Genomic DNA, 12,827 nt, shown 5'->3' with positions numbered 1-12,827 from the left:
AAGGTTGCGACCGAGGAGCGCGCCTAAGGAAGGGTTGCGGAGGGCTTGGGCGGCGCGATCAGGCCGAGCATTCGATGTGCGGAGCGGGCGTCGGGGGCGATCGCGCTGGTCACGAACAGGTGGCGGAATTCACCCATCAGTCCGAGAGCCAGCTCGAGGTCACGCTCGGCCTCCTCGACCGGCTTCTTGTTTCTTGACGCCAGGTTTCGAGCGATCGCTGCGCGGTGAGCCTCGGCGAATGCCCTGACTTTTTCCAGATCGACGCAGAGAAAGGTCTCAGCCTGGGAAAAGTAGGCGGCCCTGAGCTGGGAAAGATTCCGGTGGGTGGCCGCCTGGGGCTGGATCGCACGTGTAACCGCCTCGGCGGTCACTCCGATGACGAGTCGACCCTGGCCGACGGCAAACGCGAACGGCGAAGTCGGCCGGAGGTTCGTCACCGCCACCTTTGGAATGATCTCGCGCGACTCGAGTTCGAGTTGTCCATTGCCGTGCTTCGCGTCGAGTGCGTAGAGGGCCAAGAACGTCCGTAAGCCATTCTCAAGTGCGTCGGCGACCTCAGGCTTGCCGGGTTCCGCTTTCAGGTCGACCGACAGCACGTAGGAGAGACCGCCGCTTTGTCCTGAACCTGGGTTCGCTTCGACGTAGGCAAGCACGCCCGGCCCGAGCTTGGGAAGAATTTCCGCTCGCAAGTCACGTCCTAACAACAGCCCGCTCAAACCCAGCAGGAGGTTGTCGAGCTTACGCTGTCCGGAGGAAGGGGTCATTGAGCGGATGACTTCCTCGATCGCCTCGAAGTCGAAATGGGCCGAGGCTACCGCGAGCGCCGCGCTGGGAACCCGATCCAATACGGGATCCATTCCGGGACGAGCCGCCCAGTGCTTCATCCAGGAACTGAGCTTATCGGAATCGATCACTTCCTCGGTGTGGAGGATGATACCCACACCTAGATCGGGGGTTGAGGTCGAGCTGGTTCCCCGCCACTCGATCGCTGCCCCCATGTATTCGAGGGCCTTGAGGTAATGACCGAGCATCAAGGCCAGTCGTTCTTCCGAGGGTTTCGGCGCGGCGGCGATTTGCGCTTCGAGGAACCGAGGGTTGATGAACAGGCTGACCAGCGACCGCTTGGGAAGCCGTTCGCGCACTTGACGAAAGCTGGGGACGTCGCTGAGTCCCGACTCCGTCCCCTGGCTCCGCTCGATCACGCCCTGCACCATCTCCTCGGAGTTCGACCAGGCAAAGCTCTGGTCGGCGAGGGTGGTGTAATACTCCGACGGCCGCTTGGTTCGAGGGGCAAATTCGCGGACCCGATAAGTGACCCCGTTCCGGGTCCGTTCCTCGATCCGGAGCAATTCGCCTTTTTTCTTCTGGGAGTCGTTGATTCCGTCGATCAGCCGGTCGAGCAGCTTTCGATCGCGAACGCGAACCAGGAGCATCCCACGCGCTTCCTCTTGCCGCCCTTGAGGCGGAACTCGTAAGGTGAGAACAATCGCGTCTCCGAACAGGTCGTCACGAAGGTTTTCCAACGAGGCGCCCAGGACGGTTTCGATCTGTCGCCTGGCCTCTCGAAACGAAGCGACGCGCGGAGAATCCATCCAGGAACGGACAAAGGGGAGCCGAGCCAGCCGACCCGCCAGTGGTGATGCGCGGTACTCCTGAGTATGCCCACGAAGGTCCTCGATCGCGAGCGTGACCCCGGCATCAGGTGGCGTCAGCCGTAAGAGCGGCTCCGCGAGTCCGGCACCTTGGGAGGTCACGGCTGCGGCGAGTGCCAGCGAGAGGATGAGAAGTCGCTTGGCCACCTGGCTTCGCATCGTTTCCACTCCCACGATCGATGAGTGTCAATTCGCTGGCTCGTCACGCTCGAGTGACGAGTGCGTTCGCTTTGTTCGTTAAAACGGGCCCGGATTATCGCCAGGAGGAAAGTTCGTTCGAAGGTCGATAAAAAGAACCGATCGCAACAATTAGAGCCAGGCAATCGCCCAATCCGTCGTTTGTCATCGTGGGGTGGGAGGCTGTTGTCTGCCTGCAAAAACCAGCGGTTTGCAGCGAAATCTTGGTTGGTTCGGTATCGACTAGGGATGATCGGTGGGAACAGTTTTGTTCGTTTCGCCTAGCCGCCGTTCGAGGCGGTAGCGGACGGGCCCAGGAGGAACCCGAATGCGTGCCGGGCGGTCCCCGAAAACGGGCGAACCTGCGCGTTGACTCGATCCCCCACCGACTCCAGGACCTCGGTCGGAGGAGGTGAGTTTGGAAGCGTGAGAGCGAGAGCCCCAGGGGCCGTTTCTCGAAACGAGGCCGCATCGAGAAATTCTCGGCCGATTCGAGCGGCCGGTTCCGAGCTCTCAATCGCAAAATTCCAGGTGGCCGACCCCGCGGACGCCAGCGCATCGGTCAGCAACGGGGGATCGTCGTTTGGAATGGGTGCGGGTTCGACTTGGTTTTCGACGAGTGGTGCCGGCGTCTCAGGCAGCGACGGCCACCCCAAGAAGACGATCCAAAAAAGTGAGGCCGCCATGGCGAGCGGTACCATCACGTGTCGGCTTGTAAACCTTCGTGGTGTCCGCTTGGGATTGAGCCCCTGGGACTCAAGAAAATGCGGGAGGAAGTCGACCGGCGGTGCGGGCGGACGCGCCACGGTTTGGAGCACCTGCCGCAACATCTGGTAGCGCGAGGCCGTAAGCTGGCAGGTGGCGCAGCCGGCCGCGTGCGCCTCGAGTGCGCGATCGAGATCGGGAGATGCCGAGTCACGCGCATCGAACTGCTCATTTAATTGTCGTTCAAAATCAGAACATTGCATCAGGTTCTGCCCTCAACGCAAACTTTGCACCCACCTGAATGGCTCGCTGCGGGGAGCCAACTGAAAAAAACCGCAAACCCGACCACCACGAATCCTCAAACTGACTCGGCTTGACGTTTGTTGAAACGTTGCTTAGCAGTGAACTCCACGACGAGTCAGGTGCTCGGCCAATTCGGCCCGGGCGCGATGGAGCCACGTTTTGACGGTTCCAATCGGTCGGTCGACCGCCTCGGCGATCTCTTCATACGCCAGATTTTGTTCGTGAAACAGAGCGAAGACCATTCGATATTCAGGACGGAGCAAGGCCAGAGCGCGCTCGAGTTCTCCCGCGAGGTCATCGGGGTCGGCCAAGCCAGGTCGATGATCGATCCGATCTTCGGCGGACTCGGTCAATCCAGGCCTTCGGGCACGGTGGCCTAATGCGGTTCGGCACCGGTTCGCCGCGATCCCAAGTAACCAGGGACGAACCGGCCGTTCAGCGTCGAAGCCGGCGATTCCCCGAAGTGCCCGGACGAATGTTTCTTGCATGACGTCCTCGGCGTCGTGCCGATGGCCCATCATGCGAAGGCAGAGGCCAAAGACTACCCCCTGGAACCGTTCGATCAGAAGGCAGGGAGCCTGCGAATCGCCGGAGCGGAGCGCCTCGATCAACGCACGGTCATCCATCAGCCTCACGCCTTCGCCCGCGACGCGGGCGACCACACCCACACCTTCAACCTGGGATACCCCAACACGGGGTCTCCCGTTTCAGAATTCGTTGACGACCGGCCACTATTATTTTGTGGTCAAACCCGGTCGCTTCTCAAGCCTCCTGTTTTCGACGTGGTTAGGAGACTTCGCTGGGGCACTGGGGGGCGATCGCGGCCGGTGAGGAGATCCGAAACTTTGGGACCTTTGCGCAGGAGGATGGACGAAAGAAACCGCCGATGGCGGTTGCGACGAGTCGTCGCAACCGCCATTGGCGGTAGGAGCTTCGGAATCGCACTGGAGAAATTCAGAGATCGATCGGCGCGGAGAGGTTCGTCAACTCTTCTGCCGTATGATCGTGGAACGCCCGCCCCGAGCTTCGGAGACCCGTCTTGAGTCTCACTGCAATGTCATGCAGTTCCGGGGAGTCGATTCTCCAGGCGATGTCGGCCAGCTCGTTCGGTGTGACGTCGGCAAGGTCCTGACCGAGGCGATCGAGTTCGGATTCAAGTCGCAAGATGGTCTCGAGCATTTCAGCATGAGTCTCGGCCGAACCCCCGACTAGCAGGCAGGTCTCGCCGGTGCTCAGTCGTTGCTCGTTATCTTGAGAATCGAGCCCGAAGCCAATGATCGCGGCACGAAGCTTGCGCGGTCCGCCACCGTCGGGTTGCATCTTCATCGTCATCTCGAGGAGGGCCTTTCGCGAGTGGAATGCCGTTCAGAGGCGTGACGAGCGGCCGGAGGTCAATGTTCCTCGCGGCGGCCCCTCTCACCACGCGATTCTTATCGGCTTCTCAATCGCAATCGAACAGCGCCTTGCTCCCGAATCGCTCCGGTCCCCTCGAGTTCGACCGGCATCGTTCTTACGACCCGCTCAGGCATTCCTTGGCGGTCGTACGAGCCACCCGGTAGGCCGCCCGAACCGTGATGGCCCGTGCTTCGATCTGTTCTTCGCTGAAAAGCCGCCCTTCACTCACCGGCAGTCCCGCCAGGGAGATCGTTAACGGTAACAGGTCGAGAAATTGCCGGTATTTTTGCTGAAGATCGCCGCCTGCGTTCGTTGGTTCAGCCACAGAGAGTGACTCCTACTTTCAAGTCGAGGATCGATCCCACCGAGGCCCGTTACGGTTGGCCCTCGTCCCGCTCAGTGCAACCCGGAGCCGATTCTCCGCGGAGATCGCGTCCCTCAGGGCACACCTCTGTAGACACTAGCGCGCAAGCCCTCCCCTCGGCAAGCGAATTCGCCCCTTCGCGGTTCGACACCGCGCCAACAAATTCACACGGTTCACGAAGCGAATGCCAACACACCCCCGCCCGCGACTTTAACGTGTTCCTTGAATTCGAGGCGGACCACCCTGGCGGGTAACGTCGGACCAACTTGAATTCGCCTCAGTTTCTTCGCCGTGATTTCCCCATGTTTAACTTCCCAAGGCGACTCCCAGTCGCCCGGCTGCATGAGAATCACCCCCGACGAGCCGCACGTTTGGGAACCGCCGTGCAGCGGTTCGAAATCAGTGTCGGGCAGGAGTGAACCATGGCAACCCGAGCACTTCGTATTAAGATCGTAGGCGTGTGCCTGGGTCGAAAGAGACGCGGGATCGAAGATCTTCTGAGCGGAGTCGTCCATCAATGCGTCTCGCGGAGCCTGGCTGGTTGGTGCTCCTCGTGCTGGCACCGCTCCCATGGCTCTTGGTGAGGTCCAGGCCGAGGATCACCTGGCCCACGTTGGGGGGCTTTCCACGCGGCGGGAGAATCGCCACGGCCGCGATGGGCGGCATTCCGATCCTGCTTCGCGCGATGGCAATCGTTTGCATGGTGGTGGCCTTAGCCCGCCCCCAGACGGTGGGTGGCCGCACGCGAATCGCCGGCCAAGGGGTGGCGATCATGGCGGTGCTCGACCACAGTCCGAGCATGACAACGGAAGAGGCCGACGAGGGCGGGTCGCGGATCACCCGACTCGAGGCGGCGAAACGGACCTTTGCCCGGTTCGTGGATGGCCGGCCGGACGACCTGATTGGCCTCGTCGTGTTTGCGAACTATCCCGACCGCGTGTCGCCCCTGACCCCGGATCACGCCTTCCTGCTCGAAAGTGCCCGGAGCATTCGGCCCGCGCTGCCGGGGGACCAGGGGACGAATATCGGCGATGCGATCGCGTTGGCGCTCGAGGACCTGCACGCTGCCCCGCAGCGGAGAAAAGTGCTGATCCTGCTGACCGATGGCCAGAACAGTCCGGCCGTCCCCCGCCCGCTCAATCCCGAGGCCGCCGCCCGGCTGGCGCGGGAGCTCGGAATCACGCTGCATACGATCGCGGTCGGTCAGCCCGGCGGCATCGTCCGCGAGCCCGAGCCGGTCACGAAGCTCGACCTGATCGCGGAGGTGGATGCTCCCGACTACGTGCTTCTGAGGCGACTGGCGAAGCTGGGCGGCGGCCGTGCGTTCGAAGCGGCCAACGCACGCGAACTTGCCCACGTATTTCAGACGATCGATGTCCTGGAAAAAAGCCCTGTTCAAGGTGAGATCCGAACCCGTTATCGTGAGGAGTACCGACCCTGGGTCATCGCGGCGCTCGCGCTCCTGGCGATCGACCGGCTGCTCTCCTCCGGACGATGGCGGCGGCTCCCCTGACCGAAGTCGAGCAAGCGATACTAAGCATCGTTTTTTAAACAAGTTCACGATTCATGTCTTCAGTAATCGAACCCTTTTCCCCCCGCGATTCACCAATTCATGGAAGTCTTCGCTCAACCTCAGTCGCTCTGGCTCCTTGTCGCGCTTCCACTACTCTTCGCCTGGGTGGTGCGAGGATTGCTTCGGCGGAGACGGGACTGGGTGTTGTTGGGTCAAGGCAGCCGGCTCCGGCGTGACGGTTCCCTGGGCTGGCTCGCGGCGATCTTCTGCCTCATTCTGGCGGTTGCGCAGCCGAGGTGGGGGCGGGGGGCGATTCCGCCGCTCTCTCCAGGGCACGACATCGTCTTTTTGGTGGATACGAGCCGAAGCATGGGGGCCGAGGATGCCGTGCCCAACCGGCTGGGCGTGGCGATTGAAACGGCCGAAAGCCTGATCCAGGCACTCGGTGAAGACCCTGGCAACCGCGCCGCGGTGGTGGCCTTCGCCGGGCGCGGTCGGCTTCGTTGTCCCCTGACCGAGAACCTCGGAGCGGCCGCAGAGTCACTCCGGGAACTTCGACCGGGCGATGTTCAACCGGGCGGCACCGATCTGGGCGCGGGTCTTGAAGTGGCCATCGACGCGTTCGGAGACCAGGAACGTGCCGAAGGGAGGACGATCATCCTTTTCTCCGACGGTGAGGATCACGCGGGAACCTGGACCGCTTCCCTTGAGGATTTGCGCCTGGCCGGGATCGTCGTTCACTCGATTGCCATCGGCGACCCGGCGCAAGGGCACGCGGTCCCGTCCGGCCGCGGGTCGGCCTCCCTGACCTATCGCGGTTCGCCGGTCCTCTCCAAGCGTGAAGACCGGGCGTTCGAGTCACTCGCGCATGAGACGGGGGGGGCGTTCCTTCCGCTCGGACTGGCGGCGGTCGACCTTGGTCCGCTCTTTCAAAACCGAATTGCCCCGGTCGCCCGCCAGAAGCGGGACGCGATTCGTCCTTCGGAAAAGAGTGAGCGGTTTCCGATCTTCGTCGCAACCGCCCTGGTGTTGGGTCTCTGGGGATCGTGGCCGAGCCGAGGGCGATGGCTCCGGTCACGGCGTTGGATCCTCCTCCTTGGACTTCTCGCTCCTCTGCTGGGCGCGGGGGGGACCGCGATTCGGCCGCCGCTCGGATCGCGCACGGCCGTTCCGCGTATGCCGCGGGCCAGTATGGCGAGGCGCTCACTGCATTTGAACGTGCGATCGCGCTCGACCCTCGTGCGGCCGTGCCTCGGTATAACGCCGCCGCGGCCTTGTATCGCCTCCAGCGCTATTCCGACGCGATCGTGCGGTACCGTGAAGCTCGTGAACGGGCGGATGCCGCACTCAGGACCAAAATCGACTATGCCTTGGGCAATACGGCGCTCGCCTTGGGCGATCTGACCGCCGCGCTCGGTCACTACGATGATTGCCTGGCATCAACGGCGCGCGGAAGAGTGATGAACGCCATCCGGCTCGATGCCGCGGTCAACCGACAGTATGCCGAGGAGCAAGCCAAACCGCCCTCGAATCCCTCGGATTCCAATGACGATCAAACCTCGGATGCCAAACGTCCCCAATCGTCCAAGCCCGACGGGGGAGAAGCTCAAACGCGGGACCAATCCGAGGCCGATAACCCGAACCCGGCCGATGGCAGTCAACCCGGGCCGCGCCGCCCGTCAGGGAAGCAAAGCCCTGGAGGAACTGGCACATCACCCCCGAGTGCGGGCTCGCCCGAAGGACGGCTTAACACCGCTCTGAAAAACATCCGGGAGGCCCGCGACCGAAGACCCGATGAAACGCTTCCCCCCATCGATGATCAACGAATGGACTGGTGATGGGGATCGTCGCTAAACATGCCAAGGAGTTGGTCCCGGTGTCCTGGTCTCGCTTACCTCAAAAACGGCGGGTGGTTCGGCTTTTTGTCCTGGTGGGATCGCTTTGCGGAATGGCTCGAGGGGAGCCATCCCAGCCGCTCCGCGTCCGGGCTCAGCTTTCCCGAGCGCCCTACTACGTGAGGCAATCGATCACTCTGCAAGTCAGCGTGATTGCCCAGGGAGAACGGCCCACGGTGATCCCCCCCAAGATCGTGGACGCTGATGTCACTCCACTCGGGACGGATTTAAAACAGGTGAGCTCCAGCGGGATCGGCAGTCTCGTGTTTGAGAGGAACCAGTTCATCTCGCGATACCGGGTTGTTCCCCGCCGCGCCGGAGTGCTCAAGATCCCCGCGATATCGGTTCGACTGGGAGACCGGATGGGTAAGAGCGAACCCATCAGCGTACCCATTGAAAATGTTCCCCAGTCGGGTCGGCCGGACTCATTTCTCGGAGGGGTTGGACCCTTCGAGGTAACGGCCGAAGTCAGTCCTTCGAGCATCCCAATCGGTCAGGTGTTGGATTTCCGGATCCGCGTGACCGGACCCGCGGCGCTGGGGATGACTCAACCGCCCGCAATCGGCCGACACCCCGAGCTTTCGCCTGGCTTGAGAATCGAGCCCGAACCTGTCGAGGCCGTGGCCGAACCTCCATCCCGGGTCTTTCGCTATCGCCTCCGACCGACTCGCGCCGGGCAGCTCGTCATCCCCCCCGTGGCGATCACCGCGTTCGACCCGACGCTCCGGAGGTACATGACGAAGGTCTCGCCGAGTGTTGCCGTGCGCGTCGTCGATGTTCGCCGTTTTGATCCCTCGACCTTGAAATATGTGCCGATGCCCCTGTCGGATACAACCTGGCCGAGAAACTTTGTCGCGGCTACGGTTGGAGGGCTCGTCCTTATTACCAGCGTGGGGACTTGGTTGGGCCTGAGACGCTCCAACCGACTCCGGAGGTCGCGGCACGCTGCGTTCCGCCACCTGGCCCAGCTCCTGCGGGACCTCGACGGATCGTTGACGGCGTCCGAGACCGGTCGGCGGCTCACGGAAGGACTGGGCGAGTATCTGTTCGTCGCCTGTTCGCGACCACGCGGCGTCTTGACGCCCGGTGAAGCACGCCAAGGGATCGCCTCGGCTACGGGGAGCGACGAACTCGGCTCGCGCGCGGAACGACTCATCGCGCACTGCGATCAGGCGCAATATGCGATCGAAGGGCCATCCACCACGGCATTACTTGAAGAGGCGAAGCGTCTGTTCGACGCTCTCGGTCAAACTCGAGGTGGAGCGGAGGGTGGGAACGGGGCGGAAAGCCGGGTGTTCGAAAAACCGAGAGAGGCAGCTGAGACCGCAAACCCTTGAGTTTCGGCCGTCAAAGACTGCCTCTCCAAGATCCCGACAAAGGCAACTTACGCAGACGCAATCAGAAGCATTGATCCGGACATGATTTCGTGTCCGGCCGTTCATCTCATCTCAACTCAGTTCGTTTCATCTCAGACGTTATTGCGAGAGCTCACGGCACCGTAGGGAGAGCGGGTCGCCGCGGTGCTGTAGATCTCTTTGAAAGCGGTTTCCCGTTTGGGCTGCCGCCGGTAGGCTTCGAACCCGTCGAGAGGAAGTGTCGGGATCGTCTTGTTGATCAGATTCTCAATCGCGGTCAGGGGCTCGCCCTGATCGGGGCAGACGAACATATAAGCGAGGCCGTCTTTACCCATCCGGCCCGTACGGCCGATCCGATGGACATAGTTTTCGGCATCGTCAGGAACATCGAAGTTAATGACGTGGCTGATGTCATTGACATCGATACCGCGTCCCACAACGTCGGTCGCGACAAGGACGGGGATCGTCCCGTTGCGGAAACCGAGCATCACTCGATTACGGACGGTCTGAGCGAGGTCGCCATGAATGGTTGCCACCCCGGGGATCCGGCCGCGGAGACGGTCGGCGAGTCGTTCCGCCCCGCGCTTCGTCCTGGTGAAGACGATGCACTGACGCGGTCGGTCGCGCTGGAGGAGATGAATGAGCAGGTCGAACTTCCGTTCGTGCTCGACGGTGACGTAGTACTGTTTGATCGACTCGACCGAGGGTTCATCCCGTGACAGGTTGAGCTCGACCGGTTCAAACATGTACCGCTGAGCAAGTTTACGAATATCAGGACTGATGGTCGCCGACAGGAGCAAGGTCTGATGCGGGTTCGGGACCTTGCGAAGGATTCGCTCGATGTCGGGGCGGAAGCCAATATCTAGCATCCGGTCCGCTTCATCGAGAACGACGTGGTAGATCTCGCCCAAGTTGAGCGTACGTCGCTCGATGTGATCGAGCACTCGGCCGGGAGTTCCCACGATCAGGTCAACGCCGCGCTGTAAGGCGCGAAGCTGCTTTTCGATCGGCTCGCCGCCATAGATCCCACAGATGACAACATCTTGACCGTCGGCGAGCGTTTGCAACTCGGCAACGATCTGCTGGACGAGTTCGCGAGTCGGCGCCAGGATAATCCCCTGGGGACCCTTGCCGCGGGCTTCGAGCATCTCAATGAGCGGGATGCCGAATGCCGCGGTTTTGCCAGTGCCCGTCTTGGCCTGGCCGATCACGTCGCGACCTTCGAGGGCCTCAGGTATCAATTCCGCCTGAATCGGCGACGGAGTATGATAACGGACCATTTTTAAGGCCCGTAACATCGGGGCGCTGAGCCCCATCGATTGAAACCCGGGAATGGACTCCTCAACTGCACGTTGAATCAAACAAACCTCCCAAAAACCATAATGGACCTCCGATACGTCATCACGGAGTTCGTGATGGTCTACTCCATTAGACGCTATCCACCCTAACAGCTTAACACTTCTTCGTCAAAGGCAATGCGATCGGCTGTTGGAAAAACTTTAGACAATTTCCGATCGTCGTGAAAAAAAGGAGGATTCGGGGCCTTTGACACGACCCCAAGTCGGGCGAACCGTCGATCACGCGCTCCCCAACGGCAGGCATTGTAGCCCGCAATCTTGCCAAATCAGAGAACCTTGACGTGGCGAGGGTAACGTGTCAGACGCGGACGATTTTCCCAAGGGTCCGGTGCGTGGACCCGTGGTTCAAGAGGTCCCGACGGGGTGACGGGCGGTGAGCGCTCGGCGTGCCGCCTGAACCCGGCACAAGGCCATCTCGGGATCGGGATCGAGGACGGTCAGGTGCCCCATCTTGCGACCCGGTGAAGCCCCTTTCTTTCCATAGAGATGAAGCTTTACCCCCGGGTCGGACCGGAGCGCCGCTTGCCAATCGGGCTCCCCCTCAGCCCAGAGATCGCCGAGCAAGTTCACCATCGCGGCCGGCCTGATGAGGTCGGATGCCCCCAGCGGAAGGCCGGAGAGTGCCCGGACTTGCTGTTCGAACTGGCTGGTGGTCGCGGCTTCAATCGTCAGATGGCCCGAGTTATGCGGTCTGGGAGCGAGCTCATTCACGAGCAGGCCCCCCGCCGATGTCACGAAGAACTCGACCGTCAATACCCCGACCGTCTCCAACGCCTGGGCAACCGAGAGCGCGAGCGTCTGCGCCTCCAGCGTCACGATGGGACCGACGGGGGCGGGCATCACGGTTGCGTCGAGGATGTGACTTTGGTGCCGGTTGAGTCCCACCGGGAACGACTCGGCCGCTCCATCGGCGCCTCGTGCCACGACGACCGAAATCTCCGACTGAAAGTCGACCCAACCCTCGGCCACGCAAGCCACTTGTCCCAGGCTCGACCAGGCGGAGCGAGCGTCCTCAGCGCGTTCGACCCGAACTTGCCCTTTGCCATCGTATCCGGACGAGGCGGTCTTGAGGATGAGTGGGAGACCGACCGCCCGGATCGCCAACTCGAGCTCGGCCACGTCGCGGACCGGCCGCCAAGGGGCATGCGGGATCTTGTGTCGCGTCAGAAACGACTTCTCGCGAAGTCGATTTTGACTGACCCAGACGGTCTTCCAACCGGGCCGGACGGGCCGCGTCCGAGCGAGCCAGCGGAGCGCGGAGGCCGAGACGTTTTCAAATTCGACGGTGATCGCTTCGGCCTGGTCGGCAAACGATCGCAGCGCGGAAAGTTGATCGGAGGGGGCGATCACCGCCCAGTCCGCCACCTGCACTGCGGGTTCATCCTCGCGCGTTGCCAGAACCCCCGCGCGGTATCCCATGCGCTGGGCCGCCTGGATGAACATCCGGCCGAGTTGGCCGCCGCCGATCACACCGAGAGAGGCGGGAGGATCAAGGGGATCGTGAAGGCCGGGGCTCATAACGGGGACTCTCCGACGGCCTCGGTTTGCGCCTCGCGGAACCGGACCAGCGATTGACGGATCTCGGGATACTTTCCGCCGAGGATGGCCGCCGCCAAGAGCGCGGCGTTGGCGGCACCGGCCGCGCCGATCGCCAGCGTCCCCACGGGGATCCCGCGCGGCATCTGAACGATCGAGAGCAGTGAATCGACCCCGCGCAGGACTTTGCTTTCGACGGGCACACCGAGGATCGGTAAGACCGAGACGGCCGCCAACATTCCAGGCAGGTGAGCGGCCCCCCCCGCGCCGGCGATAATCAATTCCAGACCCCGCCCTTCGGCTTCACGGCCGTACTGAAAGAGCCGTTCTGGAGTTCGATGAGCCGAGACAACCTTGGCTTCGAAGGGAATACCGAGTTCGGTGAGTACGTCCCCCGCCTGCCTCATGGTCTCCCAATCCGACCGACTTCCCATCACTACCCCGACCAGGGGGCGTTCCGAATCGAGCATCGCTCACCCACCACGACAAGTGCCTTTTCATCCGCTCTTCAGAGGGTAAGTCATCATAGCCGCTCGTTACGAACCCAGGCCAGGGGGAACGACCAGCCCGGCTC

General features: G+C 62.2%; 12 protein-coding genes and 1 pseudogene. 4 read left to right on the top strand and 9 right to left on the bottom strand.

The genetic code is table 11. From position 1 onward, the window contains the following. Window positions 1–23: 23 nt before the first annotated feature. The 6 genes from BUS42_RS07165 to BUS42_RS07140 all read right to left on the bottom strand — a co-directional run bounded on the left by BUS42_RS07165 (window position 24) and on the right by BUS42_RS07140 (window position 5,111). On the bottom strand, window positions 24–1,811 hold the full coding sequence (locus tag BUS42_RS07165; protein ID WP_074306329.1) for a hypothetical protein: 1,788 nt from the start codon (window positions 1,809–1,811) through the stop codon (window positions 24–26). A gap of 299 nt (window positions 1,812–2,110) precedes the next feature. Beyond that, entirely contained in the window at window positions 2,111–2,797 is a 687-nt protein-coding gene (locus BUS42_RS07160) for an anti-sigma factor (protein WP_074306328.1), read from the bottom strand. Between the two features lie 132 nt (window positions 2,798–2,929). Then, window positions 2,930–3,463: an RNA polymerase sigma factor gene (locus BUS42_RS07155; RefSeq protein ID WP_074310791.1), complete on the bottom strand. Its 534-nt coding sequence runs from the start codon at window positions 3,461–3,463 to the stop codon at window positions 2,930–2,932. A 328-nt stretch (window positions 3,464–3,791) separates the two neighbouring features. Further along, window positions 3,792–4,163: a hypothetical protein gene (locus BUS42_RS07150; protein WP_074310789.1), complete on the bottom strand. Its 372-nt coding sequence runs from the start codon at window positions 4,161–4,163 to the stop codon at window positions 3,792–3,794. Window positions 4,164–4,347: 184 nt separating this feature from the next. Next, window positions 4,348–4,557, bottom strand: coding sequence for a hypothetical protein (locus tag BUS42_RS07145; RefSeq protein ID WP_015248761.1), 210 nt, complete (start codon window positions 4,555–4,557; stop codon window positions 4,348–4,350). A gap of 212 nt (window positions 4,558–4,769) precedes the next feature. Then, the gene (locus tag BUS42_RS07140) at window positions 4,770–5,111 is read right to left on the bottom strand and encodes a hypothetical protein (RefSeq protein ID WP_074306327.1); all 342 of its coding nucleotides are present in this window, start codon (window positions 5,109–5,111) and stop codon (window positions 4,770–4,772) included. Window positions 5,112–5,113: 2 nt separating this feature from the next. On the opposite strand from BUS42_RS07140, the gene BUS42_RS07135 reads away from it, so the two are divergent. The 4 genes and pseudogenes from BUS42_RS07135 to BUS42_RS07125 all read left to right on the top strand — a co-directional run bounded on the left by BUS42_RS07135 (window position 5,114) and on the right by BUS42_RS07125 (window position 9,341). Further along, complete coding sequence (locus BUS42_RS07135; protein WP_074306326.1) at window positions 5,114–6,109, top strand: VWA domain-containing protein; 996 nt, start codon at window positions 5,114–5,116, stop codon at window positions 6,107–6,109. A gap of 99 nt (window positions 6,110–6,208) precedes the next feature. Continuing rightward, window positions 6,209–6,811: pseudogene (locus BUS42_RS46180) on the top strand (vWA domain-containing protein); the annotation flags it as partial. A 362-nt stretch (window positions 6,812–7,173) separates the two neighbouring features. Next, the gene (locus BUS42_RS44845; RefSeq protein WP_254053358.1) at window positions 7,174–7,947 is read left to right on the top strand and encodes a tetratricopeptide repeat protein; all 774 of its coding nucleotides are present in this window, start codon (window positions 7,174–7,176) and stop codon (window positions 7,945–7,947) included. 38 nt (window positions 7,948–7,985) lie between these two features. After that, the gene (locus tag BUS42_RS07125; RefSeq protein WP_254053357.1) at window positions 7,986–9,341 is read left to right on the top strand and encodes a BatD family protein; all 1,356 of its coding nucleotides are present in this window, start codon (window positions 7,986–7,988) and stop codon (window positions 9,339–9,341) included. A gap of 131 nt (window positions 9,342–9,472) precedes the next feature. Here BUS42_RS07125 and BUS42_RS07120 read toward each other — a convergent pair whose 3' ends face one another. From BUS42_RS07120 to purE, 3 genes are all read right to left on the bottom strand, one after another. Then, window positions 9,473–10,639 carry a DEAD/DEAH box helicase gene (locus BUS42_RS07120; protein ID WP_254053356.1) on the bottom strand — a complete coding sequence of 389 codons (1,167 nt, stop codon included), beginning with the start codon at window positions 10,637–10,639 and terminating at the stop codon, window positions 9,473–9,475. A 423-nt stretch (window positions 10,640–11,062) separates the two neighbouring features. After that, a complete protein-coding gene (locus BUS42_RS07115) occupies window positions 11,063–12,235 on the bottom strand; it encodes a 5-(carboxyamino)imidazole ribonucleotide synthase (RefSeq protein ID WP_074306323.1) in 1,173 nt (390 codons plus the stop codon). Beyond that, on the bottom strand, window positions 12,232–12,723 hold the full coding sequence (gene purE / locus BUS42_RS07110; RefSeq protein ID WP_074306322.1) for a 5-(carboxyamino)imidazole ribonucleotide mutase: 492 nt from the start codon (window positions 12,721–12,723) through the stop codon (window positions 12,232–12,234). The genes BUS42_RS07115 and purE overlap by 4 nt, the downstream gene beginning before the upstream one ends. Window positions 12,724–12,827 lie beyond the last annotated feature (104 nt).

Source organism: Singulisphaera sp. GP187 (assembly GCF_900129635.1).
In the GTDB taxonomy this organism is placed as follows: Bacteria; Planctomycetota; Planctomycetia; order Isosphaerales; family Isosphaeraceae; genus Singulisphaera.
The sequence above is the reverse complement of the archived record's forward strand: the minus strand, read 5'-3'. Positions and strand labels throughout refer to the sequence as shown.

Excerpts from the sequence above, each read along its gene's own strand:
- BUS42_RS07165 (WP_074306329.1), bottom strand. The coding sequence starts at position 1,811 with ATGCGAAGCCAGGTGGCCAAGCGACTTCTCATCCTCTCGCTGGCACTC.
- BUS42_RS07160 (WP_074306328.1), bottom strand. The coding sequence starts at position 2,797 with ATGCAATGTTCTGATTTTGAACGACAATTAAATGAGCAGTTCGATGCG.
- BUS42_RS07155 (WP_074310791.1), bottom strand. The coding sequence starts at position 3,463 with ATGGATGACCGTGCGTTGATCGAGGCGCTCCGCTCCGGCGATTCGCAG.
- BUS42_RS07150 (WP_074310789.1), bottom strand. The coding sequence starts at position 4,163 with ATGAAGATGCAACCCGACGGTGGCGGACCGCGCAAGCTTCGTGCCGCG.
- BUS42_RS07140 (WP_074306327.1), bottom strand. The coding sequence starts at position 5,111 with ATGGACGACTCCGCTCAGAAGATCTTCGATCCCGCGTCTCTTTCGACC.
- BUS42_RS07135 (WP_074306326.1), top strand. The coding sequence starts at position 5,114 with ATGCGTCTCGCGGAGCCTGGCTGGTTGGTGCTCCTCGTGCTGGCACCG.
- BUS42_RS44845 (WP_254053358.1), top strand. The coding sequence starts at position 7,174 with ATGGCTCCGGTCACGGCGTTGGATCCTCCTCCTTGGACTTCTCGCTCC.
- BUS42_RS07120 (WP_254053356.1), bottom strand. The coding sequence starts at position 10,639 with ATGGTCCGTTATCATACTCCGTCGCCGATTCAGGCGGAATTGATACCT.
- BUS42_RS07115 (WP_074306323.1), bottom strand. The coding sequence starts at position 12,235 with ATGAGCCCCGGCCTTCACGATCCCCTTGATCCTCCCGCCTCTCTCGGT.
- purE (WP_074306322.1), bottom strand. The coding sequence starts at position 12,723 with ATGCTCGATTCGGAACGCCCCCTGGTCGGGGTAGTGATGGGAAGTCGG.